Source organism: Bacillus sp. Medicinal_06, assembly GCF_056711665.1.
On the sequence record NZ_JBWYHD010000002.1, the window covers coordinates 51,612 to 75,125 of the forward strand.

The window sequence follows — 23,514 nt, forward strand, 5'->3', positions numbered from 1 at the left end:
TTATTTTATAAAAATGCGAACTTTATAAATTACCAAATTACAACAAGGAATCTATTATACTAGTTCTGGATTATAAATCATTGTAAAATGTCCTGGCAATAATTCAATTTGGCACGGTGTATGAAGAGAGCTTTCTCCGTCTGTATCTACTTCTTTTTGTTCTTTTGTTTCAATAAGGATTGATTTTGCTTTCACATGGAATATATCATTGTTATTTGTATCCTCAAATAGTTTCTTTCCGATATAGTCTCTAAATGCTTGAAAACCTGTTGATTTTACAACAAAGATATCAAGTGCACCATCATCACATTTTACATTAGGAATAAAGGAAGGGATTCCTCCTAGATATTCACCGTTTCCAATCATAACAAGGACAGCTTCATCTTCATATACTTCTTCATCATACGTAATTTTCACAGGGAAGGTTTCTGCATTTTTAATTGTGCGGATTGTACTTAAATAGTAACCAATCTTCCCAAGCTTTGCTTTTTCGTCAGCATCAATGTTATTAGACACTTCGGAAACGAGACCGATCCCCCAAAAGTTTAAGAAATATTGGTTGTTTGCTTGAGCGATATCAATCGGCTTCGTATGACCTTTTACAATTAATTTGGCAGCCTCGGCAATATTTTGCGGAACGCCAAGCGTACGAGAAAAGTCATTGCACGTCCCGCCTGGAATGATTGCAAGTGTTGGGCGGGTTTTAAGAGGTGCTAGTCCATTCGTGCATTCAAAGACAGTTCCATCGCCGCCAAAGACGATAATTAAATCAACTTTGTTTGCAAACTCCCTACAATACTTTGTGGCATCGCCTTGCTGTTTTGTATGAAGAATTCGTAAATCAGGAAAAGCTGCAGCAAGCGGTGGAACGATTTTGGATAAGTTTGTCTGTAAATCTCCTTGCCCTGCTTTTGGGTTTACGATGAGAAGAACTTTTTCAAATTTTGTCTGTGTCATTCTAATCCCTCCCTGTGTTTTAGAAGTAGTGAACGATATAAATAAACTTCCATCAGAAAGCGATGGAAGTTTATTTGGTTTTATTTATCTGTTACAACCGAAGCGATGTATGGTAAATTACGATATTTTTCTGCACAGTCGATGCCGTAACCAACGATAAATTCATCTGGAATTTGGAAGCCTACATACTCTGCTGTTAAATCGACTTTACGACGTTCTGGTTTATCAAGTAATGTACAGAACTTTAATGCTTTCGGTTTATGCATGAAGAAGTGGTCTTTTAAGAAGTGAAGTGTTAAGCCTGAATCGATAATGTCTTCTACAACAATGACATTTTTACCTGTAATGTTGACATCGATATCTTTTAATAATTTAACTTTCCCTGTTGTTTCAGTTTGGTTACCGTAACTAGATGCTGAGATAAAATCGATTGTTACTTCATTTTTTATGTGACGAATTAAATCCGCAGCAAAGACGAAAGAACCTTTTAATACAGCAATCACTACGATTTCTTCTCCTTCAAAATCGCGCTCAATTTGTAGTGCAAGTTCTTTTACCTTCGTTTGTAATGCTTCTTCAGAAATTAAAGTGTCTTTTATTTCAATATTCATTGAGATCCTCCTACGTTGTAAAACTTGTGAACATTTCGACTGTAAAGGATTGAGGAGGAAAAGTCAAAAGGATATATATTTGATAAAGGTTTATGTTAGCAAAGTCAGAATAAAATAAAGTGACAATTTGATTTTAGTGTTTCGTGGTAGATTCATGTTCGAGAAATTGAGAGGAGAATGGAATGTTAAAAAAAATATCTTCAATCATTTTTCAATTATTTATTATGATCATGCTATTTGTAGTGATAGTAAGTCTTCCTATGTTATTTATAAAGGGGAAGCAAGTTGGGATACATATAGAGCATTTTTTTACACAATGTATACATGTTATCTCTGCACTCATACATCCAGAAGAGTTAAAGATGAAAATGGCTACACAAGTAGCGACTGTTTCAAACAATGTGCAAATATTTAAGATGCAAGAAAGGGAATTTCCCTTATTTCCACTTATCTTTAAGCCATATGCATATTCGCTCGTGCTTATATTTGGAGCACTCGTAGTTTCGCTCTGTTTGTCTTTTGTATGTAGTATGATTACAGCGATTATACCAAGGCGTGTACAGAGAGTGATAGAAGAAGCTGTATGTTTTCTTAAAACAATCCCAGATATCTTTCTGATTTTTTTTCTTCAACTTATAATGGTAACAATATATAGGTATACCGGAGTTTTATTATTACATCCATTCTCTACAATGCAAAATTCATCGATTGTATTACCAATTCTCATTTTAGCTATTATTCCTACCATTTCTTTATTACAATTCCAAATGCTACTTATAAAGGAAGAGCAGAAAAAAGATTATGTTCTGTTTGTGAAGGCGAAAGGTTTTAGTAGTCTGTATATTTTATGTAAGCATATTGTTAGCAATATCGTGATTTCAGTTGTGAATCATATGGAATCAATATTATTAGCTTTGATAACGAGTTTATTTGTTTTTGAGTACATGTTTCATATTAGAGGTTTGTTTTCAATTTTGATTAGCGGTCAAGATCCAGCAGTTATCGTTTATTTGCTGATATTGTTTATCGTACCTATGCACGGAGTGATATTGTTATTGAATTGGTTAAGGAGGAAGCTGTATGCGTAAACAGCGTTATATATACTTCTTATTTCCTATTATTCTATTATTAATTATTAGTTTTGCACTTCCATATTTTCAGAAGGAACCTAAGGTAGTGGAATATCGATACAATGAAAAAGGAGAAATTGTTGAAGCGGCCCCTTTTTCCATGTCCTCTGAACATTGGTTTGGAACGGATCGAGAAGGAGAAGATTTGTTTTATAAAGTAATAGAAGGAGCTAAGTATACAATTTTAATATCATTTTTTGTGGCGGTTGCTAGAGTAACCATTTCTTTATTGATGAGCTTGTTGGTTCGTAATGATAAGTGGGGATTTTCTTTTTTACAACGTGTTACTGTTAGCTTGCAATTTTTCCCCCAAACATTATTTTGTATTTTATTTCTAACCCCATTTATCATGTATGAACTACGAACGAAACCTATTGTCACAAATATAGAATTATTATGTATACAATTGATTGTATTTGTGTTTGTGGCAGTTCCAGGAATGACACGATTTTTTCAAAAAGAGGTTCAGCACATTTGGAGACAAGAGTATGTGATAAGTTCCCTTGTATTAGGAGGTAGTAGATGGCATATATTTCGGACTCATATTATGAAAGTATTGCAACCACAAATTATATTTCAAATTGGAGAACAGATGGTGCAAGTATTACTAATCATGTTACATCTTGCCATTTTTAAATTATTTTTAGGGGGAACAAAAATTGTTTCTGGGCAAGCTCATGATCAATTTCATATATATTTTCCATACTTAAATGACTGGGCAAATTTAATTAGCTATTACTATGGCGAATTAATGCTAGAGCCAAGAGTGATTATAATTCCAGTTCTGTTCTATATGCTTCTTTTATTTTGTATGACGAAAGTAGTAAACGGATATAGACATAATATATAAATGCAAATTTGAAAAACGAAATGAAATCATTCTTTTTAGGAGGGAGAGAGCATCCGACCATACATAGAGGTGGTCAAACTTTCTTCCTGCTTTATGCCAAGTGAAAACAAAAGGAGAGAACGAGTGCAGGTCATTTTTTTATTTTTAAAAACGGAAGTCTTTTTACAAAAATATCCACAAAAAGGTCTGATGATATGATATAATAACTATATTAAGAAAACGCTTCCATAAAGGGTGATAATCATGAAAAAGAAACAGTACTCAAGTATTACATTTATAAAAGCATTGCTTCTAACAATCGTTCTTGGTATGTTGGCTTATATAATTGATGTTCCTGCTATTCGAGTTTCACTGATTGGAATGACTTTAGTTCTTGGTGCGATTTCTCATGGAATGCTGCTCCAACTGTATGAAGCTGGATTAGATGATATGAAAGAATATATAGATAAAAAATGATTTCAAAACCTTCATTCATTTAAATGGAGGTTTTTTTATTCCTTACAAAAATGTAAGGTAATTTGTAAGACAAATCGATAGTGGAGTAGTGATATTTTGGATAAACTTATAGGTGTAAGGTAAAAGGCAAGCACATTTTAGGTAAAATACGCTTTAGGCATTATATGTGAAAAGGAGTAGGAGGGAATGGAGAAACGTTGGATGACCATTGCTTTATTATCGGCTAGTAACACTATGATACTAGATGAAGAGATGAGCCTTTCGCACTTATTTGATCGAAAAGAAGATCATTCTTCTTCACAATTTACAATGAAATGGTGTAAATGGAGCGAAAGTTGTAATTTTGAAGAAGAGACCCCTAATAAAGAGCAAAGAATCATCTTTACAAATCCTATTAAAGCATGGTCCTTTCAACATAGTAAGTGTAACGTCACTAATCACTTAAAGAAAACTGAGCCGAGACAATTAGTTATTACTCCAGATCCTTTTACTTTACATTCACGTGAAAGTAACAATTAAATACTGAGACACAGAAAAAGCATTGTAGAGGGAATCTACAATGCTTTTTTAGTGAAGATAAACATCTATATAAATACGGATTGAAAAACCGAAATAAAACCATTCCTTTTAGGGGGAAGAGAGAATCCGCTCATAGGTAGAAGCGATCGGTTCCTTTTTTTAGCCCCATGCCATGTGAAAACAGAAGGAGAAAAGGAGTGAAGACCTTCTTTTATTTTCATAACCGTAACTTATATGTCGAAAAATCAAAACGGATATATATATTATTTTAAGAATATAATAGGAAAATAGTAACGATAAAATATCTAAAGTAACAAAAAAGATAAAATTATTACATTTATATTACAAAAATGTTGTTTGTTTTTATAATTCGTAATATAATTTGGTTATAGAGGTAGAAACCAAAATAAATTATTATTTGGGAGACTGGGAAAAATGAAAAAAATTATTTTGCTAGTTTTAATGTCTGTAATGTTTTTAGTACCTGCCGTTTCTTATGGAGAAACAAGTGAAAATGTGAATCAGGCTATCCCGAAAGAAGAACAAGCTATACAAAAAATGGGATGGGTAAAAACTGGAGATGCATGGTATTACTTTGATAAAGATGGAAAAGCTCATGAAGGCTGGTTAAGTTATAACGGAAAATGGTATTACTGTATAGATGGAATGATGGTGCAAAACGATTATGTTAGAGTAAATGGAAGAGATTATTACTTAGGTCAAGATGGTATTATGCAAACTGGTTGGATACAGGATGAAGATCGCTGGTTATATACAAACCAAGATGGAGCATTTAAAACTGGTTGGTTAAAAGAAGGAAATAAGTGGTATTACATCCATCGTGGATTAATGAGAACTGGATGGGTAAGAACTGATACAGGTTGGTATTATATGAATTCGAATGGCACGATGAAAACAGGGTGGCTACAAGAGAGTGGAAAATGGTATTATTTAAAATCTGATGGTGCAATGGCAACAGGCAAACACTTGATTAATGGTACTTGGTATGTATTTAAAGATAATGGCGTTATGCTTTAAATATTTTGAATAAGAGGCTGCCGAAAGTAGTTGAATAGCTACTTTTGGCAGCTTTTTTGCTTTGTAAATTATCTTTGCATCTCGGATATATCTTATAAATACATGAGAAGTGGTGTTAAAAAGGGTATATAAGGAGAGAAATAATAATGAGGAATGGAGGGATTAAAGGTGACATTTCTAAATCGTATTGGAGTTGCCTTCATGATAATTGGTATTCTTGTTGGTGCTTATTACTCTTTTGAATGGTACAAAGGAAAAAGTTCGGCGCAAGATTTAACGATAGAAGAGGTCAAGCAGTTTGAAAGGATAACATCAAAAGACACTGCTACTGAAACAAATGCAAATTCTCAAGTACCCTCTTCTCAAATCCAACACAAAGAAGGAGAGAAAGTAGCTATATTAAGTATACCGAAAATCAAAAAGAAATTTTCGGTATACTGGGGGACGAATAATACTACATTGAAAAAAGGTGTAGGTATGTTTGTTAGTGATATGACAACAGTACCACCCCAAGGAGGACATACTGTATTAAGTGGACATCGTGATACTGTATTTACAGAATTAGGAGAGCTGAAAGAAAAAAATCATCTTATCGTGGAATATGATAATAAAATTTACTCGTATGAAATTCAAAAAATATGGATTACAGATGCTGATGATCGCACAGTTATTGTAAAGAAAGAAGCACCAACATTAACATTGACGACTTGTTATCCATTTGATTACATAGGCGATGCCCCGGATCGATATATTATTGAGGCAAAATTAATTGCTACTGATTCAAAATGAGATTACAGTATTTTTGTCTTTAGCTATTTAGAATGAGAGAATGTGAAATAGAGCATTGATATAACTCACTAAATTAAAAAGAAGAGCGCCATTTAAGCACTCTTCTTTTTTGTGTTTATATTATATACACCTGCACTTTTGAATAAGCGTGGCGCTGTTGTAAATAGAAGGAGTAATAATACTGTACATAAAGCGAAAGAAGCAAGCATCGTACTACCGTTAACAATCAATGAATAAAGAACAGCTGACTGTCCTGGCGGTGCGTATTTTCCAAAGAAGATAACACCGGCAATAAAGTGACAGAAATAACGTGCAAAGCTACCAACAAATGTAGCAAGGATAATATAAGCGACCACTTTTTTCCCCTGATTGTTTTTTGGTGAAGATTTATCTTTGCGACTACCTAGACTAGATGGTTCATTACTAGGACTGGATGTTCCAAGTGCTTTTTGAATGGGACGATAGAATAAACCGGCAAAGCCGACAAAAGCAAAGGCAACGAAGTACTCAATGAATGCTTGCACTGGCGTTAAAATATAAGCATCTCCGACTACAATTTGCAGCAGTCCCCAAATCAAGCCTCCTAAGAAAGCCGTTTTGAATCCCCAGCGGTAAGCGATAATAAAAATAGGAATCATAGCAAATGAAACAGAACCGCCTGTTGGAAGTTTAATTGATAGTGGTAAAATGTCGATGATCAAGGCAAAGGCTGCCAGGATTGCAGATTCAATCATCGCTTGTAAATTGGTGTTACGCATATTGTCATTCCCCCTAAATCCAAGTTGCACAAAAAAAGAATAATGTATCATAGGGAGATATGAAATACGTAAATAAAAAATGATGGGGTAGATGTATTTCGACGTTTGCACAATTCCTACGTTAGCATTAACTAACAGGTTCTAAGGGTCGGAATATTATATTCCCTCTCAGCAACGAGGCTCCCCCTGTGATAACGAGATTCTTTGATTGTTAGATTCATTGTAATTGAAATGGATGAGAATGGCAAATGGGTATTTATATAACGGAAAAAGTATGAAAATAGAATTGTTCAAAAATGTTAACAAATAGGTAGGGGAATGCTATAGTGAGTGATTCATGCAATATGATATAATTTATCTGAAAATAATTATCATTCTCTTTTGAGGAGGGGGATTATGAGTCTAGTTGACATCAAAATAGGTGAAAAGGCACTAGTGAAAAATATACAGGCGTTAGATAAGTTGTTAAAGCGGAGATTAGCTGCTTTTGGTCTTTCTGAAGGAAGTGAACTTCGTGTAAAACAAAAAGCGATGTTCAAGGGACCATGTACACTAGAATGCCGTGGGCAATTAATTAGTATTCGTCATTGTGACGCGAAAATGATAAAGGTGGAATTAGCGTGAATAAGGTTGCATTGCTAGGGAATCCGAACACAGGAAAAACATCATTATTTAATGCGTTAACTGGTTCCTATGAATACGTGGGAAACTGGAGCGGGGTAACGGTAGAAAAAAAGATTGGTAAGTTAAAGAATAAGCAAGGGACATTAATTGATTTACCAGGTGTATATGATTTAAATCCTGTCTCGCGTGATGAAGGTGTCGTTACAAACTTTCTATTAAAAGAAGAATTTCAACATATGCTGAATATTGTTGACTCTTCTCAATTTGAGCGCAATATGCATTTAACATTGCAACTGCTGGAATTTGGTAAGCCAGTTTCAATTGGGTTAAATATGATCGATGTTGCAAAGCAGCGCGGGATTGTTATTGATGTAAAAAGATTATCAGAAATATTAGGAGTAACGGTCGTTCCTGTTGTTGCGAGAAGCGGGAAAGGCTGTGAAGAGTTACTTGCTACTTTGCATGAGAGTGATAAAAAAGAGAAAAAGCCGTTCGTTCTTTCATATGGTGAAAAAATAGATGTAGGAATTGCAGAGATTATGGGATTTTTAACTAAGGAAAATTATGAACACCCAAGATGGCTTGCAATTCAATTTTTAAGCAATAATGAAGTAGTGGAACAAGAAGTGAGTAGATTACCGATTTATAAGGAACTTGTGGCAATTCGCTCTAATCTGGAAGAAGAACTTGATGGTACATTAGAGCAGCATATTTATAATACACGTGCAGCGTATATTGAAAAGTTCAAAACAAATGTCATTCAGCATGAAAAAGAAGGAAAGGTTCCTTTTTCGGAAAGAGTTGACCAGTTAATTACACATAAAGTTTTGGGACTTCCAATCTTTTTAGCAGTTATGTTTTTTATTTTTCAGGTTACGTTTACGTGGATTGGGACGCCTTTGTCGGATATGCTTGATGAATTTTTCGGTGGGCAACTCACCGATTGGGTAACAGCGGGCTTAACAACTATTGGTGCCTCTGATTTTATTCAAGCGCTTGTTACAGAGGGGATTATTGCTGGTGTTGGTGCTGTATTAGTATTCGTCCCACAAATTTTTGCACTCTTTTTCTTTATTTCATTACTAGAAGACTCAGGATATATGGCACGAATTGCAGTTGTTATGGACCGGATTATGGAATTCTTCGGTTTAAATGGGAAGGCGTTTATTCCAATGATTATCGGTTTTGGTTGTAACGTACCAGGCATTATGGCAGCAAGAACAATTGAACAAGAGAAAGAGAGGCTGCTTACTGTTTTAGTAACACCATTTATGTCTTGTTCAGCACGGTTACCTGTGTATGCATTATTTGCGGGAGTCTTTTTTCCGAATAGCCAAGCGACTGTCGTGTTCTCTTTATACATTACAGGGATTGTACTTGCGCTATTAGTTACAAAGGTAATGTCTATGACTGTTTTAAAAGAAGAAAAGTCTATTTTTGTGATTGAGCTTCCGCCTTATCGTATGCCACAAGCAAAAACATTGTGGCTGAGCACATGGGAAAAAGGAAAAGGTTTCGTACGTAAAGCTGGTACATTTATTTTTGGTGGGTCTGTTGTCATTTGGTTACTCAACTATGCTGGTCCATCTGGATTTGGTGTAGATATGGGAGATAGTTTCTTAGCGATGATTGGTGGGTTCGTGGCACCAATTTTAGCACCGCTCGGTTTTGGAACATGGCAAGCGGCAGCATCGCTTTTAACAGGATTTTTAGCAAAAGAAGTTGTTGTTTCAACAATGGCGATTATTTATGCAGTGAAAGAAGATGTGCTTGGAAATGTAATGGGGGCGCACTATACTGCATTATCAGCCTATGCGTTCATGTTTTTCATTTTGTTATACGTTCCATGTTTAGCAACAGTAGCTGTGATTCGTCGTGAAACAGGGTTTATAAAATGGACGATTTTCTCTGTTGTTTATCCACTTATCATTGCTTATGCATTAACGCTCGTTATATACCAAGTCGGATCCATGCTTGGATTCTAGAAGGGGATGTATCATAATGATAGTCAATATTGTAATTGGAGCTGTCATTTTTGGTTATGCAGGATATACATTATTCAATTTTGTAAAGAGAAGTAAAAAAGGGAAATGTGCAGCGTGTTCCTTGAATAAATCATGTCAGTCAAAGAGTTGTAGTCCCGATATGGAGCAGGTCGTGAATAAATAGAAAAAAGCTTTGCGAATTTCGCAAAGCTTTTTTATGACCTACTTTTTAATTTTTACAAGTTGTGAAGCCTCTACTCCGTTTGCTCCAGGTAATTCTTTACTAGGGTCTTTATCAAATTTTAGTACACCTACAGTCTTCTCTTCGCCCTTCACATTACCATATGCAGCATCATCAACAATTGCAAACATATCTGCATAAGAACGACCATCACCGATGATTGTGTTACTCTCATATTTTAATTTCGCTCCATCAATTGTCGCATTCTCTACTTTTTCTTTCGCAAATAATACACCTTGATCCGCTGTTACTGCTGGTAGTTTATCGATTGCTTTTGTGTCATCTTTTTCTACTTTCTTAAGTAGTTCTTTTTTCACTAGTTCTTCACCAGTCTTTTTGTCCATTACAAGTACTTTCTTATCTTCTAATATTGCAAGTTTCATTTTATATACATCTTTTTCTTTTACATCTTTTTTATTCTTATCTGCTATTTGCTCGACTTGTTGATCCGTTCCGTATAATACTAAGCCATTTGCTTTTTCACCTAATAAAGAACAACCTGATAACGCTCCTAATGAAATTGCTGCTGCTAACCCGATTCCTACTAATTTTTTCATTTTCTTGTCTCCTTTTTCTATACGTTATAGTAAATACAAATGTATTGTTTTTTAAATTTAGAGAAGCAAAATTGTTTTTTTGTTTCATCTCGCTTCTGATTTCATTTTATAAGAATAACGTTTTTCTAACTATCGAGTTAGCTTACAGTAACATTACAATTATGTAATGTATTGAAAAGAGCTGAAAATATCATGGAAAGGAGAGAATATATAGATGAAAGTTATGGTGTTGGGTACATATTGCAATAACAATGTCAGATTATAGGGTGTATATTTAGTAAATAACATGTAAGGACATCTTAGTTTTGATATAATGTACACGTAGGCTTTGGAAATGAATATTCTTACTGTAAAGGAAAGTTTTTCCGGAAGTAAATTTGAAATATAAGGTAATCCATAGGAGGAATATGAATGTCTGTATTTAAACGATTAAGAGATTTAACGATGTCAAATGTGTATGCACTAATTGAAAAAGCTGAAGATCCAGTGAAGATGACAGATCAATATTTACGCGATATGCAGCAAGATGTACAAGAAGCTGAGAAGAGTGTAGCAGCTCAAATCGCGCTTGAGAAAAAGTTTAAATTATTATTTGAAGAGCAAGAAGCACTTGTAAAGAAACGTGAAGAACAAGCACATATGGCTGTTCAAGCGAATAATATTGATCTTGCGCGCCGTGCTTTAGAGGAAAAGCAAAATGCAGAGCAAAAGATGAATGAATATAAAGCGAGCTATGAGCAAAATAAAGCAGCTGCTGATAACCTTCGTGCGAAGTTAGAAGAAATGCGTAAGCAATTAACCGAGCTGAAAAATAAACGTGAAACACTTGTAGCGCGTGTGAATGCTGCGAAGGCGCAAAAGAGCATTAATCAAGCAATGTCTGGATTCGATGCCAATACTGCAAAAGCAGGCCTAAGCCGTATGGAAGAAAAAGCTCTTCAATTAGAAGCTGAAGCAGAGGCAAGCGGCGAAATTTACAAAAAAGAAAAGTCGTTAGATGAGGAATTTGCAGCTTTAAATAAAAATTCAGCTGTGGATGATGAATTAGCACGTATTATGAAGCAGTATGAGAAATAATAATATATAAATGAAGGACTAAAAACCTTTCTTTTTTGGGTGGAAGAGAGTGTCCGGCCGTGTGTAGGAGCGGTCAGTGCTCTTTTGGATCCCATGCCGTGTGAGAACAGAAATAGGGAATGAGAGGAAACCTGTTTTTATTTTCAAAGCTGTAGTTTAGATGCGGGAAATCAAAATAGATATATAGTAGATAAAGAAACCGGCATGTCATGGAAAGCAATCATGTCGGTTTTCTTATTATTTTTCTAGGAGGAGGTTTTTGTATGACATGGATGAATGTGTTAGCCATGCTCGTATGGACAGGAGCAAGTGCTGTTCTTTTATTTGCACTTATGTGGGTTGATTCTATTTTTACGAAATATAACGATTTGACAGAGATTAAAAAAGGTAATATGGCGGTTACAACACGTTTTATTATGAAGCTTTTTGCACAAGGATATATTTTGTCACAATCAATTACGAAAGCAAATGATTTATGGCAGGCGCTCCTTGCGTCAGCGGTTTCATTCGTTATTTTATTAGTTGTAGAGATGTTTATTGAACTGATTTTGAAAAAAGTAGCAGGTTTAGATTTAGAAGAGGGAACGAAGCAAGGTCATGTCGCACATGCTTTATTAGCTGGTTCGTTACATATTGTTGGAGCCCTCATTTTAGCAGCTTGTCTATAACGAGAAAAGGAGGGATACATCATGAGTTTATTTAAACGTATTAAAAATATAATAAAAAGTCCAGAGCCTGTGAAACCAGAGAAATCGTTACTCACGTTAGCCCCTGGCGATATGATTGAAGTTTCATTAGTGATGTATGAATTGATCGGAAAAACAAGCATGCATTCTCGGAATGAAATTGTCTTAACATTACAGGACGGGAAAACAATTCGCTATTTAAAAATTGAAAATCGTGAAAGTACGTATTATAAGTTGTATACACCAATTGATGGCCGGTTAGATTCGATAGATGAGATTCCAACGACAATTGAAATGGATGATATCGAGTATCATATGGAAGAACAATATAGCGGACGTGTTGTTGTGATGGGAAAAACACCGTTTGCTGTCTCTGATGAACAATATGTGTGGGAGTTTCAATCTGATAACCGGCAGCTACTTCGCATTGAGTGGCAAGACGGACGTACAATGATGTATGAGGGAGAATCGATTCTTCCTGCTGATGTACAAATTATAAGGGCAACGTAAGGGGGCGTAATCATGTCAAACCGATTGTTTACCATGATTAAATCATTCGTAATCCCTATACTTGCCATCGTTACATTACTTGTAATTGCTGGATATGCTTTATCAGGGTGTCAAAGTGAAAAATCGATTCAAGATCGTTATCCACTAGAATCCGTCGCAAAAGATGGTAAGCAAGAATCTTATGTGTATAGGGCTGCTAATCGGTCAGTTCCAGAAGTTGCAAAAGAACTGATTGATGAGAAAAAGCCGAAGCAAGTATCTAAAGAAGATGAAAATCAGATGTTCCTTGTCTATTCTGATAAGTTATATAATCTTCAGAAGGATAAAGAAAAACCGTCTGATACATTAATTGAAATTAGTAATAAAGAATACGTTCGTCAAAATTATCACCCGTCCTTTTTACAAGGATATATTATGGCGAGTATATTAAATGATATATTTGATTCACGTAAATCGTATCATGGTGATTACCGAGGATATACAGATCGGAAAGATCATAAACCGGTTATTCCAGACAGGCCGCCTACAAAAGAAGAGAAACAAACACCACCGCCTATTACAAAACAAGGTAAGGGTTCTATTATTAAAAGAAGTGATAAGATTGAGCCGAAACCATCTGTAGGAGACCAAGGAAGCATTGTCGAAAAAGGAACAAAGACGGTTCCACCATCTACAGAGAAAAAAGGGAAAATCACAAAATCACCTGGTGGTTCTAGCGGATCTGATGTTAAACCAAAATCATCCATTAAAAGCCCGCCAAGGAATACGTCTCCCCCAAAAACAAGGGTTGGTGGTTCAGGGAAAATTACGAAGAGAAGATAGAGAAAAGCCCAAGGAGCAGAGTAGATGCTTCTTGGGCTTTTTTTATGCTACTATAAAGTTATAGAGGAGGGATGATTCATGACTACTTATAAAAGATTTAGTTTCGTGTTATTCCTCGTATTGTTCATGAGTCTGTTTACAAGTACAACAGTAGCTTCAAATGTTGGAACCGGATTTTTAGTGTTAGTAATTATGTATATACCGCTATATCTTCTTTTCTTATATGTTCCTTTTCAATTTCGAGAACAAGTACCTATGTTTCATAAGTATGTGGAGTGGGTGAAGTGTGGTGGGAAATGGGGAAGGGCGTAAGAAAAAGTCCTTATCTTAGAAGATAGGGACTTTTATTTTTGAATCATAATTTAGTGAAGTTCACGTGCTTTTACAATTTCCTTACCTATAAAAAAAATTTGGCCTCCTATAGCAAAAAGCAATACACCAGCTATTATATAGGGTAAAGTAATAGGAGCTATTCCTTTTTCTAAAAACATTCCGTTTGTCACCGTCCCGATAGAACCAGAAAAATAATTAATAGAGCTAAGCAAAGCGATTGAAATGGTAGCGTGATCTGGGCTAATTTCTAAGAGTGTCTTTTGCTGAGTAGCGAGTGCCGCCCACCCCGTACTTCCCCAAAGAATGAAGCAGATAGCTAACAATAATGCAGTTTCATGGAAAATCCCCATACATATAAACGAGAAAAACATGATTCCCATTAAGTACAGTAATATGATTTTTGGCTTCTTATAGAAATCCATTATAAACCCAATTATAAAACTTCCGGCAATACCACCAATTCCCCACATCCAAATAAACATGATAGATTTTTGAAAGCCATATGCAGTAATGATAGTATCTAAGTATGTGTATAAACCTAAACTGCAAAAGCTTAATACCATTGTGATAAGCATGACGAGTGAAATCTTTTTATTTTTAAACATATTTAGCCGCTCTTTTAGCGTTGGTAAAGGTTTAGATTCTATCATAGGAAATTTAGCAAAGAGAGCAAATATCCCGATTGTCCCAATCACAACAATAAACCACATCGCTATACGCCATTCATAAATGGAAGCGATATATATGCCAAATGGAACGCCAATTACGGTGCCAGCACTCATTCCAAGTAAAACAGTACTTAAAGCTCTACCCCTTCTTTTTTCAGAAACTAATGTAACAGCAGCTGACGACGCTAATGGTGAGTAGAGGCCAGCACCTATGCCAGCTAGGCCTCTAGAAATTAAGAGAATCATAAAATGATGAGTTACAGCGGTCAGAAAGTTAGAAAATGTGAAAAGGAATAATGCTGCTAATAATGTATGTTTTGTGTTTGTCTTTTTCATACATGCAGCAAATAAAGGTGCCGCAATCGCATAACAAATTGTAAAGATGCTTACTGTTTGTCCAGCAGTCCCAATTGAAACATGAAAGTCATCGGCGATTTGAGGCAAGATTCCTGCCATTATATAAGCATCTACTCCTAGTGCAAACATCCCAAATGTTAATAAAAAAATTTTATTCAATGTGAGTCCCCCTTTTGATGATTTGTTCTAATCTCATCGTAACGAGTATAATGAAATTAGTGAAATTCATATTTTACATGAAAGGTATGAGTAAGATTCATGACGATAGCTAGATATGAAGTGTTTCAAAAGGTAGTAGAGTTAGGTAATTTTACTAGAGCAGCAGAACAATTGAATATGACGCAATCAGCTGTGAGTCATGCGATTGCTAGTTTAGAAAAAGAATTAGGATATCCTTTGTTGCACCGGAATAAGCAATCTGAGATTAGAATGACTGAGTTTGCAAATCGTCTTTTTCCTCATATTCAAAATGTATTGAAGAACGAAGCGGCTATTAAACAAGAAGTATCTATGCAAAATAACCGGTTGGAAGGCACATTGAAAATCGGAGCATTTACAAGTGCAGCAGCTCAAATATTACCTGCCATGTTATTGCATCTTAAACAGAGTTACTCAGGTGTGAAAGTTTTATTATTCGAAGGGACATACGAAGAAGTAGCGGAATGGATTGATAATGGTACAGTTGATATAGGGTTTATATTAGAAACGAATACAAAGAAACAAATAAAATCAATCCTGGTTAGCAAAGATGAAATCGTATTAGGGTTACCGAAAAATCATTCATTGATGAATCAAAAAGTAGCGGATGTTCAGCAAATTGATGGAATGGATTTTATTATGCCAAAAGGTCCGTATCAGCCATTAGTGATAAAAAATTTAGCTGATTATCAAGTACGTCCAAATATTATATTAGAAGTACTAAATTGCGAAACGATTGTGAACATGGTCTCGCAAAATATTGGAATTACAATGGGGCCTGAGCTATTTTTTAAATCACATAAAAATATTGACATGAAAAAATTAAAGCAGAAACAATATCGTCATATTCATTTAGCATTTAAAGAAAGATCACCTATCATTGATGCTTTTCTTGTATGTAATCAATTATCGATTTCTTCGTAGGAGTACATAAGGAGATGAACAAGAATGCGCAGAAGAACATATGGGAGAAAGAATGAAAAAGAAATGCCTCAGCAAAAATTCACATGTAATCATTTGCAATCAGAATTACCAATGTGCTATGGAAGTGATACACCTTTTTACTATGACGTTACTCCTGAGGAAGAAAGAAAAAAGCGTTTTGAATTAAATGATGATCTTTGTATTATGGATGGAGAACATTATTTCATTCGAGGGTGCATTGAAATACCGGTGTTAGATGATAATGAAGTATTCATGTGGGATGTTTGGGTTTCTTTAAGTGAAGCGAATTTTGATAGAACAATGGAGTTATGGGAAACGGAAGGAAGAGAGGGAGAAGAGCCTTATTTTGGTTGGCTTTCTACGTCACTTCCAGGTTATCCAGAAACATTAAACTTGAAGACGAACGTTCATACAAGAGCCGTTGGAGTTAGGCCTTTAATTGAATTAGAACCAACGAACCATCCTTTAGCAGTTGAACAAAGAGAAGGGATTACGTTAGAGAGAGTTAAGGAAATAAAAGAAATTGTGCTTAAGCATAGTTAGAAAGAAAAGTATCCTTACGAAAGGAAAGCTTTTCTAGGCTGTGGAGAAAGTCTTCTCCACAGCTTGTTTTGCGTCTGAAGCTCTTCTATCAACATGGATAAAAATAAGAGAATGAAAATTCACTTTCTAAAGTAAGAAAAAGGGGAATATGAAATAGGGAGAGAATTAATTTCACAATATATTTGATTAACCACGAGTGAATTGGGGGAAAATTCTAAAAAAGCCTTTAAACGGTGGTGTGTAAATCATGTATAATAATCCTAAGTATAATAAAGATTTTCTAAACGGGGAGGAGAAAAATCTGATGACTCCTACAACAATTGAAAAATTACAGGAAACTCAGCTCAATTCTAATGCTGTTTCAGTTAAGGATTTGGTTGATTTGTTAAGTGTTAATTCTTGCATTCCTATTATTAAATGGATTAAAGAGGGAAAAATCCAAACTACAGAAAAATTAAATGGAACTACTGCAATTTTAGAAGAGCCTATTGTCCTAATAGAGTCTGTTAAAAACTTTATAGAACAAGAAGATGTTTCATTTGTAAGTGCAAGAAAAAGAAGAATGGAATTAGAGACAACTGCTTGGTTAAACATTGAAGAAGATGAGATTGAAGGATAATTTCGTATAGAAAAGGGAATCAGGGGATGAAACAAATAATTTCAGCGTTATTTGATACAAATGTCCTATTCGGACATGAATGTCGTAAATTTATCTATGATGCAGCTTATGAAGAGTTATGTGAATGTTATTGGTCACCCCATATTATTGGTGAGTTGTATAGAACGGTGACAATGACAAAGCTGAAGAAATTAGGGTTCGAACATGCTAAAAAACTCTCAGAGAGTAGTAAGAAAATGATGGATATTATGGAACCCTGTTTTTATTGTATAAGTTCATATTCAAATATCGATTTAGAGTTAAGACGTTTTCTCAAGGATAAAGATGATTTTCACCTTTATCAGGCTGCTATTTTTAAGAAAGTTGATTATATGGTAACGAATAATAGCGATGATTTAGAAACTGTTAAGTTTCAGCTAGAAGCAGAAGGTATAAGAATTATAAGTTTTAAGGAATTTGAAGATATCATGAATATTAGAGCGCAAGAAATATAAAAAACATCTAATTTGTAATTAGATGTTTTTTTTGCTGTACAAAAGGATTTGCTTACTTTGAATTAACTAACTAAAAAGCTAATGACAGATAAGAAGACACAGAACCCTAAAATAGCGCCTACCACTTTCATATGAAACTTTCGGCTCATTACAACAATTGCAATATATTCCCGAATCATCGCATTTGGCCAGTAATAGAAAGCGGTTTTTGAACCGATTCCTTGGCTGTTGAGCCCAGCTTGTCTTGCGTATAATCCAGCACGGAATAGATGGAAATTATTCGTTGTAAAGATACTTCGGTACTTGTCTTTTAGCGAATCCATAATTTGTTTTGAGAAGAGCATATTTTGATACGTATTGACAGAACGATTTTCTTGCACTGTATGTTCGATAGGAATGCCCTTTTCAACAGCATAATTTTGCATCGCTTCAGCCTCGGGAAGATTTTCATCGGGCCCTTGTCCACCAGAGAAAATGATTGTAGGCGGAGTCGTGACAGCAGCTTGTTTATGGTAAAATTCGATTGCTTTATTAATTCGACTTGCTAAAAGCGGTGGTACTTTATCATTAATTAATCCACTGCCAAGAACGATAATGAAATCTTGATTGCGTCGTGGTCTGTTAAATTGATATAAAAAATAAGCTGTTAAGAAAGTTGATATATGGAAAAAGAAATATACCATGATTAAAGATACTCCTGCAAAAATCGGCTGGAAATGAGGAGAGAAAAATCGAGTTGGATCAACTACTAAGGATATCATAGCAAGTAACATACCCATTCCAGCAATTAGGGTTAAGCAGTTCGATAAACGACGTCCTTCTTTTCTCATTAAGATTCTTGCGTTAAGAAATAGTCCAATCATTAATGCGAATACACCAAAAGTTAGCATTAAGAAGATGATAATAAACGGTATAATTGCAATAATTCTTAATATCTCAGAATTTGAGCTGAAACCTAAATAAAGGAAAAGAATAAGCGATGAGCAAAAAAACAGGTTAAATAAAAATCCGATTATTAAACTTCTAGGATCCCTAAAATAAAAGAATAGAAAAATAAGGAATAAAATAAGCGTAATACTTCCAAAAAACATCAATTTTGTAAACACCTCAATTTTTTTATGAATAATTGCCTCATTTATTATATATTACATTTTGTAAATAACGTAATTGAAAAAAAATTCATGATAAACATTGTTGGAGAATGTATTTTTCTTTTTTGCTGCAAACATGCTATTTTTCTAGGCTCTCTTCATAAAATGAAAATAACATAAGGAAAGTGAGTGATACGATGCCAGCTGTTATTGATGGTGTAATCATACAAAATTGCAATGGAACAATTAATCTAGGGGATAAATACAATGTGCGCCCGATATTTGAAGAAAAATCATATAATGGTTCTGGATCGTCTAATTCAGGTTTTTCTGTGAGAGCCTTTAATGGAATTAGTGCTACAGATGTGTATGATAAAGATGTGAATGACCAAGGAATACAGTTTACACTATGAGCTTGAAGTGAAAAAAGACACTCGTTTTGAGTGCCTTTTTTATTCTAGTGATACCCTTTCGCAGAGTCTTTATGAATTTTTTCTTTAAAGATTGTGTAGCTCCATAATTGATATCCGATAACAATCGGTACCATTACCATTGCGACGAAGAACATAATTTTTAAGTTTAATTCACTGCCTGCTGCTTGGTATAACGTTGTACTATATGCATCGTTAATGCGTGATGGTAACATTCTTGGGAACATACCTGCAAAGCCAGTTGTCATAAACATTGCGATTGTTAGACAAATAAATGTGAATGCAAGACCAATTTTATGTTTGTAGACCATAATAATTGCTAGGACACTCATTAGCATCGCAAGCGCCGGAAGAATGAATAATGCAGGATATTCCGTAAAGTTTTGGAATAAGTTTGTACGGTTTGCAGTTGCCACATAGAAGATGGCTAAAAGACTCGCCGCTGCCATTGAAAATGGTTTTGCGATTTTATAAGCACGTTCTGATACTTCACCAGATGTTTTAATCATCACCCAAAGTGCGCCGGATACGATAAAGATTGCGGTGAAGAAGAGACCACCTAAAATACCGTAATGATTTAATAGGCTGAATAATGTTCCTTCGTAACCATCTTTTCCGATTTGCAGTCCGTAGTATAGGTTTGCAAATGTCACACCGAATAAGAAGGCGATAAGGAAGCTGCCAATTGCAAACGCCCATTTACAAGTACTTTGCCAAACTGGTGAATCGTCTTTGTGCATAAATTCAAGCCCTGCTGCACGAGCAAAAAGAGCAAGTAATACTAAAAATAACGGTGTATATAAGTAGCTAAACATATTTGCATATGTGATTGGGAAGGCAGCGAATGTTGCACCGCCTGCTGTAATTAACCATACTTCGTTACCGCCCCAGAACGGTCCGATTGCTTCTTGCATTTGATTTCGTTCTTTTCGATCTTTCGTAACGAATGGGAAAATCATTCCGTTACCAAGTGCATAGCCATCGAGAATAAAGTAAACTGTCCAAATCACGCCCCATAAACCAAACCAAATGACTGCAAGCATATCATGAGACATGAGCTGCACCTTCCTTAGTAGGTTCTTCTAATGCTGCAGGTCCTTTTTTCGCGAACTTCAGCATTAAATATACATCGGCAATTAAGAGCAATGTGTAGAACAATACTAAACTAATTAATGAGAACCAAATTTGTGGAACGGAAATTGGTGAGACAGCCTCAGCTGTGCGCATCAATTTGTATACCGTCCACGGCTGACGACCTGCTTCAGCAACAATCCATCCAGCGTTAATCGCAACATATGGAAGTAAGACAGACCACATTGTAATTTTTAAGAAACGTTTTGAGTTTTCTAGTTTTCCTTTACGGTTTAAATAGAAACCAAACCAAGTTAATGCCATGAAGAATACGCCAAGTGCAACCATTAAACGGAAGCTATAGTAAACAAGGTTTACATTCGGACGATCTTCTTTCGGAATATCTTTCAAACCGACAATTTCTCCGTCAAATGAGTTTGTATAGAAGAAGCTGCCGAGTTTTGGAATTGTTAATAATTCAAAGTTCTCCTCATTCTTCACATCGGGAATTTGGATGATTGAGAAGCCTTGACCTTTACCAGTTTCCCAAACTGCTTCCATTGCAGCGCCTTTTGCAGGTTGCATTTTCGCAGCGAAAGCACCGGATTGGTGACCGATGAAAGGTATTGCAGTTGCTGCTAATAATCCTAAAACTAACCCAAATTTAAATGACTTTTTAAAGAACTCCACATCGTTTTTACGTAATAGATGGTACGCACTGATTGCCATAATGAAGAAAGCACCAACGATATAACAACCAACAACTGTATGGAAGAAGATGTGCCATGCGTAAGGATTGGTAACAAGTGCCCAGAAATCATTTAATTCAGCGCGGCCGTTACGCACCACGTAGCCAACAGGGTTTTGCATAAATCCATTTGCTGTAATAATCCAAAGCGCAGAAATATTTGTTCCAAGTGCAACCATCCACATACAAAAAGCACGGAACTTTGGTGAGATTTTATCTTTACCGAATAACCAAATTCCCATGAAAGTAGATTCTAAGAAGAAAGCAACAAGTGCTTCGATTGCGAGTGGTGAACCGAAGATATCCCCATGTATTTTGAGTACTCTGACCAGTTTGTCCCAAATTGGAACTCCATCGTAATACCGGTTATAATCCCCATTACGAAGTTGATCGTAAATAGCTTACCCCAGAAATTCGCCATTTTTCGATAAGTGGGATTTAATGTACGTACATATTGTGTTTCCATACACGCTACTAAAATAACAAGTCCGATTGTCAAAGGTACAAACAAAAAGTGATGAAAAATAGTAATTGCAAATTGAAAACGACTCAGTAACAGAACGTCGGACATAATAAAGATTCACTCCTTTTTAACATTATCTACATTTAGTTTATAGTGGAAATATGAGCAAAGTAGAGAAGAGTTGTTACAGAGGTGTGTGGATATTATGAAAGAATTATGTCGATTATCTGGAAAATTGTATATTTGCAATAAAGTAATATCCTTTTGGGATTTTTTAGATTTTGGTAAACTAAGTATGTAGTGGAAATGAAAGAAAAGAGGTTTTTTACTATGAAGTCATTAGAAGAGATTTTGCAGTACAATGAAAAATTTGTTGCAGAGAAAAAATATGAAGAGTATGAGGCGGGGAAATTTCCAAACAAAAAGATGGTAATCATTTCTTGCATGGATACACGTCTTGTTGAACTATTACCAAAAGCGATGAATATGCGTAACGGTGATGTGAAAATTATTAAAGTAGCGGGCGCTGTTATTTCGCATCCATTTGGAAGTATTGTGCGCAGTGTATTAGTTGCTGTATATGAACTTGGCGCAGATGAAATATGCGTTGTTGGCCATCATGACTGTGGTATGGCAAAAATACAGGCAAGCAGTACAATTGAAAAAATGAAAGAGCGCGGTGTGACAGAAGCCAACTTAGATACACTTCAATATTCTGGAATTGATTTAGATAAATTTTTACAAGGATTCTCTAGTGTGGAAGAAAGTGTAGAGCATAGCGTTTCTGTACTTCGTAACCATCCATTACTTCCAGAAGAAGTACCGGTTCATGGGCTTGTCATTCACCCTGATACAGGAAAATTAGATTTAGTTGTGAACGGCTACGAAGCTTAAGGTTTTACTTTGTCATCCTTTTTATCTGGGACTGGATCAAATCCTCCTGGATGAAAAGGATGACATTTTAATATACGTATTAGTGTGAGCCAGAATCCTTTGAAAGCACCGTGTTTTTGAAACGCCTCTAATCCATAATGAGAGCATGATGGATAAAAGCGACATGTAGGTGGTGTCATCGGAGAAATAAATTTTTGATAAAAGCGTATGATTCCGATAAAAATCTGTTTCATAATGGTCTCCCTTCCAGCATATTCTTCTAGTATTATAGCATGAGGGCTCTATATATAAATCCATTTTGATTTTTCGACATATGAGCTGCGGCTATGAAAGTAAAAATAATTCTCCATTTATTTCCTCTTTTTGTTTTCACACGGCATGGGGCGAAAAAAGGCACTGACCGCTTCTATGCATGACCGGATGCTCTCTCTCATCTGAAAAGAATGGTTTGATGTTCTTCGTTTTTTAACTTGGATTTATATATTACTTTACTAATTCGGATTTCCGTTATATCATATTGGATATAACGGAATTAAAATTAAAGCGGGAGAGATGTTGTATGCCATCAGTAGAAAGCTTTGAATTAGACCATACGATTGTAAAAGCACCTTATGTAAGACATTGTGGTGTTCATAAAGTAGGTAGCGACGGTATTGTGAATAAATTCGATATTCGTTTTTGCCAACCAAATAAACAAGCAATGAAACCAGATGTCATTCATACGTTAGAACATTTATTAGCATTTAATTTACGTAAATATATTGATCGTTATCCGCATTTTGATATTATCGATATTTCACCAATGGGTTGTCAAACAGGATATTATCTTGTGGTAAGCGGGACACCAACTGTTCGTGAAATCATTGATTTATTAGAACTTACATTACAAGATGCGGTTCAAATTACAGAAATTCCAGCTGCAAACGAAACGCAGTGTGGTCAAGCGAAGCTTCATGATTTAGAAGGGGCAAAACGCTTAATGAATTTCTGGTTAAGCCAAGATAAAGAGGATCTTGAAAAAGTATTCGGATAAAAAATGAGGAAGCTGC

Annotated in this window: 29 protein-coding genes, 1 pseudogene and 1 riboswitch; of the genes and pseudogenes, 21 read left to right on the forward strand and 9 right to left on the reverse strand. The window is 35.3% G+C overall.

Going from position 1 to position 23,514, the window contains the following annotated elements:
• Positions 1–54 precede the first annotated feature (54 nt).
• Positions 55–957: a diacylglycerol/lipid kinase family protein gene (locus AC1M36_RS03885; RefSeq protein ID WP_479845610.1), complete on the reverse strand. Its 903-nt coding sequence runs from the start codon at positions 955–957 to the stop codon at positions 55–57.
• Between the two features lie 80 nt (positions 958–1,037).
• Positions 1,038–1,568: a hypoxanthine phosphoribosyltransferase gene (gene hpt, locus AC1M36_RS03890; protein WP_174100052.1), complete on the reverse strand. Its 531-nt coding sequence runs from the start codon at positions 1,566–1,568 to the stop codon at positions 1,038–1,040.
• 182 nt (positions 1,569–1,750) lie between these two features.
• On the opposite strand from hpt, the gene AC1M36_RS03895 reads away from it, so the two are divergent.
• The 6 genes from AC1M36_RS03895 (at position 1,751) to AC1M36_RS03920 (ending at position 6,350) form a co-directional block, all read left to right on the forward strand.
• On the forward strand, positions 1,751–2,656 hold the full coding sequence (locus tag AC1M36_RS03895; RefSeq protein WP_336450574.1) for an ABC transporter permease subunit: 906 nt from the start codon (positions 1,751–1,753) through the stop codon (positions 2,654–2,656).
• Positions 2,649–3,548, forward strand: coding sequence for a peptide ABC transporter permease (locus AC1M36_RS03900; RefSeq protein ID WP_336450573.1), 900 nt, complete (start codon positions 2,649–2,651; stop codon positions 3,546–3,548). Before AC1M36_RS03895 ends, AC1M36_RS03900 begins: the two co-directional genes overlap by 8 nt.
• Positions 3,549–3,791: 243 nt before the next feature.
• Positions 3,792–4,004 (forward strand): hypothetical protein, encoded by a 213-nt coding sequence (locus AC1M36_RS03905; RefSeq protein ID WP_241814974.1) that lies wholly within the window; start codon positions 3,792–3,794, stop codon positions 4,002–4,004.
• 186 nt (positions 4,005–4,190) lie between these two features.
• Positions 4,191–4,523: a hypothetical protein gene (locus AC1M36_RS03910; RefSeq protein WP_336450572.1), complete on the forward strand. Its 333-nt coding sequence runs from the start codon at positions 4,191–4,193 to the stop codon at positions 4,521–4,523.
• A 435-nt stretch (positions 4,524–4,958) separates the two neighbouring features.
• Complete coding sequence (locus AC1M36_RS03915; protein WP_336450571.1) at positions 4,959–5,561, forward strand: PspC-like choline-binding domain-containing protein; 603 nt, start codon at positions 4,959–4,961, stop codon at positions 5,559–5,561.
• Positions 5,562–5,729: 168 nt separating this feature from the next.
• The gene (locus AC1M36_RS03920) at positions 5,730–6,350 is read left to right on the forward strand and encodes a class D sortase (protein WP_336450570.1); all 621 of its coding nucleotides are present in this window, start codon (positions 5,730–5,732) and stop codon (positions 6,348–6,350) included.
• Positions 6,351–6,442: 92 nt separating this feature from the next.
• Here the strand turns inward: AC1M36_RS03920 and thiT are convergent, their stop codons facing one another.
• Positions 6,443–7,108, reverse strand: coding sequence for an energy-coupled thiamine transporter ThiT (gene thiT / locus AC1M36_RS03925; protein ID WP_336450569.1), 666 nt, complete (start codon positions 7,106–7,108; stop codon positions 6,443–6,445).
• Positions 7,109–7,203: 95 nt separating this feature from the next.
• A riboswitch (TPP riboswitch) is annotated at positions 7,204–7,305 on the reverse strand.
• Between the two features lie 199 nt (positions 7,306–7,504).
• Between thiT and AC1M36_RS03930 the strand changes: the two genes are divergently transcribed.
• From AC1M36_RS03930 to AC1M36_RS03940, 3 genes are read left to right on the forward strand one after another with little or no spacing between them, the layout of a single operon-like run.
• Complete coding sequence (locus AC1M36_RS03930; RefSeq protein ID WP_241814981.1) at positions 7,505–7,732, forward strand: FeoA family protein; 228 nt, start codon at positions 7,505–7,507, stop codon at positions 7,730–7,732.
• Entirely contained in the window at positions 7,729–9,717 is a 1,989-nt protein-coding gene (gene feoB / locus AC1M36_RS03935; protein WP_479845611.1) for a ferrous iron transport protein B, read from the forward strand. Before AC1M36_RS03930 ends, feoB begins: the two co-directional genes overlap by 4 nt.
• A 16-nt stretch (positions 9,718–9,733) precedes the next feature.
• Positions 9,734–9,901 carry a FeoB-associated Cys-rich membrane protein gene (locus AC1M36_RS03940; RefSeq protein WP_336450567.1) on the forward strand — a complete coding sequence of 56 codons (168 nt, stop codon included), beginning with the start codon at positions 9,734–9,736 and terminating at the stop codon, positions 9,899–9,901.
• A 38-nt stretch (positions 9,902–9,939) separates the two neighbouring features.
• Here AC1M36_RS03940 and AC1M36_RS03945 read toward each other — a convergent pair whose 3' ends face one another.
• The gene (locus AC1M36_RS03945) at positions 9,940–10,515 is read right to left on the reverse strand and encodes a lipoprotein BA_5634 family protein (RefSeq protein WP_336450566.1); all 576 of its coding nucleotides are present in this window, start codon (positions 10,513–10,515) and stop codon (positions 9,940–9,942) included.
• Positions 10,516–10,926: 411 nt separating this feature from the next.
• On the opposite strand from AC1M36_RS03945, the gene AC1M36_RS03950 reads away from it, so the two are divergent.
• The 5 genes from AC1M36_RS03950 (at position 10,927) to AC1M36_RS03970 (ending at position 13,922) form a co-directional block, all read left to right on the forward strand.
• The gene (locus AC1M36_RS03950; RefSeq protein WP_336450565.1) at positions 10,927–11,592 is read left to right on the forward strand and encodes a PspA/IM30 family protein; all 666 of its coding nucleotides are present in this window, start codon (positions 10,927–10,929) and stop codon (positions 11,590–11,592) included.
• A 263-nt stretch (positions 11,593–11,855) separates the two neighbouring features.
• On the forward strand, positions 11,856–12,260 hold the full coding sequence (locus AC1M36_RS03955) for a DUF350 domain-containing protein (RefSeq protein ID WP_336450564.1): 405 nt from the start codon (positions 11,856–11,858) through the stop codon (positions 12,258–12,260).
• A gap of 21 nt (positions 12,261–12,281) precedes the next feature.
• Positions 12,282–12,788, forward strand: coding sequence for a DUF4178 domain-containing protein (locus AC1M36_RS03960; RefSeq protein ID WP_336450563.1), 507 nt, complete (start codon positions 12,282–12,284; stop codon positions 12,786–12,788).
• A 12-nt stretch (positions 12,789–12,800) separates the two neighbouring features.
• Positions 12,801–13,610 carry a DUF4247 domain-containing protein gene (locus AC1M36_RS03965; RefSeq protein ID WP_336450562.1) on the forward strand — a complete coding sequence of 270 codons (810 nt, stop codon included), beginning with the start codon at positions 12,801–12,803 and terminating at the stop codon, positions 13,608–13,610.
• A gap of 78 nt (positions 13,611–13,688) precedes the next feature.
• Positions 13,689–13,922 (forward strand): hypothetical protein, encoded by a 234-nt coding sequence (locus AC1M36_RS03970; protein WP_336450561.1) that lies wholly within the window; start codon positions 13,689–13,691, stop codon positions 13,920–13,922.
• 50 nt (positions 13,923–13,972) lie between these two features.
• On the opposite strand, the gene AC1M36_RS03975 is transcribed toward AC1M36_RS03970, so the two are convergent.
• Positions 13,973–15,127 carry an MFS transporter gene (locus AC1M36_RS03975; protein WP_336450560.1) on the reverse strand — a complete coding sequence of 385 codons (1,155 nt, stop codon included), beginning with the start codon at positions 15,125–15,127 and terminating at the stop codon, positions 13,973–13,975.
• Positions 15,128–15,226: 99 nt separating this feature from the next.
• Between AC1M36_RS03975 and AC1M36_RS03980 the strand changes: the two genes are divergently transcribed.
• The 4 genes from AC1M36_RS03980 to AC1M36_RS03995 all read left to right on the forward strand — a co-directional run bounded on the left by AC1M36_RS03980 (position 15,227) and on the right by AC1M36_RS03995 (position 17,767).
• A complete protein-coding gene (locus AC1M36_RS03980; protein WP_336450559.1) occupies positions 15,227–16,090 on the forward strand; it encodes a LysR family transcriptional regulator in 864 nt (287 codons plus the stop codon).
• Between the two features lie 24 nt (positions 16,091–16,114).
• The gene (locus AC1M36_RS03985) at positions 16,115–16,654 is read left to right on the forward strand and encodes a DUF2199 domain-containing protein (protein WP_336450558.1); all 540 of its coding nucleotides are present in this window, start codon (positions 16,115–16,117) and stop codon (positions 16,652–16,654) included.
• 304 nt (positions 16,655–16,958) lie between these two features.
• Positions 16,959–17,273 (forward strand): hypothetical protein, encoded by a 315-nt coding sequence (locus AC1M36_RS03990; protein WP_336450557.1) that lies wholly within the window; start codon positions 16,959–16,961, stop codon positions 17,271–17,273.
• A gap of 26 nt (positions 17,274–17,299) precedes the next feature.
• Positions 17,300–17,767 (forward strand): PIN domain-containing protein, encoded by a 468-nt coding sequence (locus tag AC1M36_RS03995; protein WP_336450556.1) that lies wholly within the window; start codon positions 17,300–17,302, stop codon positions 17,765–17,767.
• A 62-nt stretch (positions 17,768–17,829) separates the two neighbouring features.
• Here AC1M36_RS03995 and AC1M36_RS04000 read toward each other — a convergent pair whose 3' ends face one another.
• Positions 17,830–18,858, reverse strand: a complete 1,029-nt coding sequence (locus tag AC1M36_RS04000; RefSeq protein WP_479845674.1) for a YdcF family protein — start codon at positions 18,856–18,858, stop codon at positions 17,830–17,832.
• A 197-nt stretch (positions 18,859–19,055) separates the two neighbouring features.
• On the opposite strand from AC1M36_RS04000, the gene AC1M36_RS04005 reads away from it, so the two are divergent.
• Positions 19,056–19,271 carry a spore germination protein gene (locus AC1M36_RS04005; RefSeq protein WP_336450555.1) on the forward strand — a complete coding sequence of 72 codons (216 nt, stop codon included), beginning with the start codon at positions 19,056–19,058 and terminating at the stop codon, positions 19,269–19,271.
• Positions 19,272–19,315: 44 nt separating this feature from the next.
• Here the strand turns inward: AC1M36_RS04005 and cydB are convergent, their stop codons facing one another.
• The gene (gene cydB / locus AC1M36_RS04010) at positions 19,316–20,344 is read right to left on the reverse strand and encodes a cytochrome d ubiquinol oxidase subunit II (RefSeq protein WP_336450554.1); all 1,029 of its coding nucleotides are present in this window, start codon (positions 20,342–20,344) and stop codon (positions 19,316–19,318) included.
• Positions 20,334–21,679, reverse strand: a pseudogene (locus AC1M36_RS04015) (cytochrome ubiquinol oxidase subunit I). The gene cydB and the pseudogene AC1M36_RS04015 overlap by 11 nt, the downstream one beginning before the upstream one ends.
• A gap of 222 nt (positions 21,680–21,901) precedes the next feature.
• On the opposite strand from AC1M36_RS04015, the gene AC1M36_RS04020 reads away from it, so the two are divergent.
• Positions 21,902–22,465: a beta-class carbonic anhydrase gene (locus AC1M36_RS04020; RefSeq protein ID WP_336450553.1), complete on the forward strand. Its 564-nt coding sequence runs from the start codon at positions 21,902–21,904 to the stop codon at positions 22,463–22,465.
• Here the strand turns inward: AC1M36_RS04020 and yidD are convergent.
• On the reverse strand, positions 22,462–22,698 hold the full coding sequence (yidD, locus tag AC1M36_RS04025; protein WP_336450552.1) for a membrane protein insertion efficiency factor YidD: 237 nt from the start codon (positions 22,696–22,698) through the stop codon (positions 22,462–22,464). The genes AC1M36_RS04020 and yidD overlap by 4 nt on opposite strands.
• A gap of 326 nt (positions 22,699–23,024) precedes the next feature.
• Here yidD and luxS point away from each other — a divergent pair, with 326 nt between their 5' ends.
• Complete coding sequence (gene luxS / locus AC1M36_RS04030; RefSeq protein ID WP_336450551.1) at positions 23,025–23,498, forward strand: S-ribosylhomocysteine lyase LuxS; 474 nt, start codon at positions 23,025–23,027, stop codon at positions 23,496–23,498.
• The last annotated feature ends 16 nt before the right edge of the window (positions 23,499–23,514 follow it).

Excerpts from the sequence above, each read along its gene's own strand:
- AC1M36_RS03955 (WP_336450564.1), top strand. The coding sequence starts at position 11,856 with ATGACATGGATGAATGTGTTAGCCATGCTCGTATGGACAGGAGCAAGT.
- cydB (WP_336450554.1), bottom strand. The coding sequence starts at position 20,344 with ATGTCTCATGATATGCTTGCAGTCATTTGGTTTGGTTTATGGGGCGTG.
- AC1M36_RS03990 (WP_336450557.1), top strand. The coding sequence starts at position 16,959 with ATGACTCCTACAACAATTGAAAAATTACAGGAAACTCAGCTCAATTCT.
- yidD (WP_336450552.1), bottom strand. The coding sequence starts at position 22,698 with ATGAAACAGATTTTTATCGGAATCATACGCTTTTATCAAAAATTTATT.
- AC1M36_RS03905 (WP_241814974.1), top strand. The coding sequence starts at position 3,792 with ATGAAAAAGAAACAGTACTCAAGTATTACATTTATAAAAGCATTGCTT.
- AC1M36_RS03970 (WP_336450561.1), top strand. The coding sequence starts at position 13,689 with ATGACTACTTATAAAAGATTTAGTTTCGTGTTATTCCTCGTATTGTTC.
- AC1M36_RS03910 (WP_336450572.1), top strand. The coding sequence starts at position 4,191 with ATGGAGAAACGTTGGATGACCATTGCTTTATTATCGGCTAGTAACACT.
- AC1M36_RS03900 (WP_336450573.1), top strand. The coding sequence starts at position 2,649 with ATGCGTAAACAGCGTTATATATACTTCTTATTTCCTATTATTCTATTA.
- AC1M36_RS03950 (WP_336450565.1), top strand. The coding sequence starts at position 10,927 with ATGTCTGTATTTAAACGATTAAGAGATTTAACGATGTCAAATGTGTAT.
- thiT (WP_336450569.1), bottom strand. The coding sequence starts at position 7,108 with ATGCGTAACACCAATTTACAAGCGATGATTGAATCTGCAATCCTGGCA.
- AC1M36_RS04020 (WP_336450553.1), top strand. The coding sequence starts at position 21,902 with ATGAAGTCATTAGAAGAGATTTTGCAGTACAATGAAAAATTTGTTGCA.
- AC1M36_RS04005 (WP_336450555.1), top strand. The coding sequence starts at position 19,056 with ATGCCAGCTGTTATTGATGGTGTAATCATACAAAATTGCAATGGAACA.
- AC1M36_RS03965 (WP_336450562.1), top strand. The coding sequence starts at position 12,801 with ATGTCAAACCGATTGTTTACCATGATTAAATCATTCGTAATCCCTATA.
- AC1M36_RS03945 (WP_336450566.1), bottom strand. The coding sequence starts at position 10,515 with ATGAAAAAATTAGTAGGAATCGGGTTAGCAGCAGCAATTTCATTAGGA.
- AC1M36_RS03915 (WP_336450571.1), top strand. The coding sequence starts at position 4,959 with ATGAAAAAAATTATTTTGCTAGTTTTAATGTCTGTAATGTTTTTAGTA.
- AC1M36_RS03980 (WP_336450559.1), top strand. The coding sequence starts at position 15,227 with ATGACGATAGCTAGATATGAAGTGTTTCAAAAGGTAGTAGAGTTAGGT.
- AC1M36_RS04000 (WP_479845674.1), bottom strand. The coding sequence starts at position 18,858 with ATGTTTTTTGGAAGTATTACGCTTATTTTATTCCTTATTTTTCTATTC.
- AC1M36_RS03940 (WP_336450567.1), top strand. The coding sequence starts at position 9,734 with ATGATAGTCAATATTGTAATTGGAGCTGTCATTTTTGGTTATGCAGGA.
- AC1M36_RS03930 (WP_241814981.1), top strand. The coding sequence starts at position 7,505 with ATGAGTCTAGTTGACATCAAAATAGGTGAAAAGGCACTAGTGAAAAAT.
- AC1M36_RS03885 (WP_479845610.1), bottom strand. The coding sequence starts at position 957 with ATGACACAGACAAAATTTGAAAAAGTTCTTCTCATCGTAAACCCAAAA.
- AC1M36_RS03995 (WP_336450556.1), top strand. The coding sequence starts at position 17,300 with ATGAAACAAATAATTTCAGCGTTATTTGATACAAATGTCCTATTCGGA.
- AC1M36_RS03985 (WP_336450558.1), top strand. The coding sequence starts at position 16,115 with ATGCGCAGAAGAACATATGGGAGAAAGAATGAAAAAGAAATGCCTCAG.
- hpt (WP_174100052.1), bottom strand. The coding sequence starts at position 1,568 with ATGAATATTGAAATAAAAGACACTTTAATTTCTGAAGAAGCATTACAA.
- AC1M36_RS03895 (WP_336450574.1), top strand. The coding sequence starts at position 1,751 with ATGTTAAAAAAAATATCTTCAATCATTTTTCAATTATTTATTATGATC.
- AC1M36_RS03960 (WP_336450563.1), top strand. The coding sequence starts at position 12,282 with ATGAGTTTATTTAAACGTATTAAAAATATAATAAAAAGTCCAGAGCCT.
- luxS (WP_336450551.1), top strand. The coding sequence starts at position 23,025 with ATGCCATCAGTAGAAAGCTTTGAATTAGACCATACGATTGTAAAAGCA.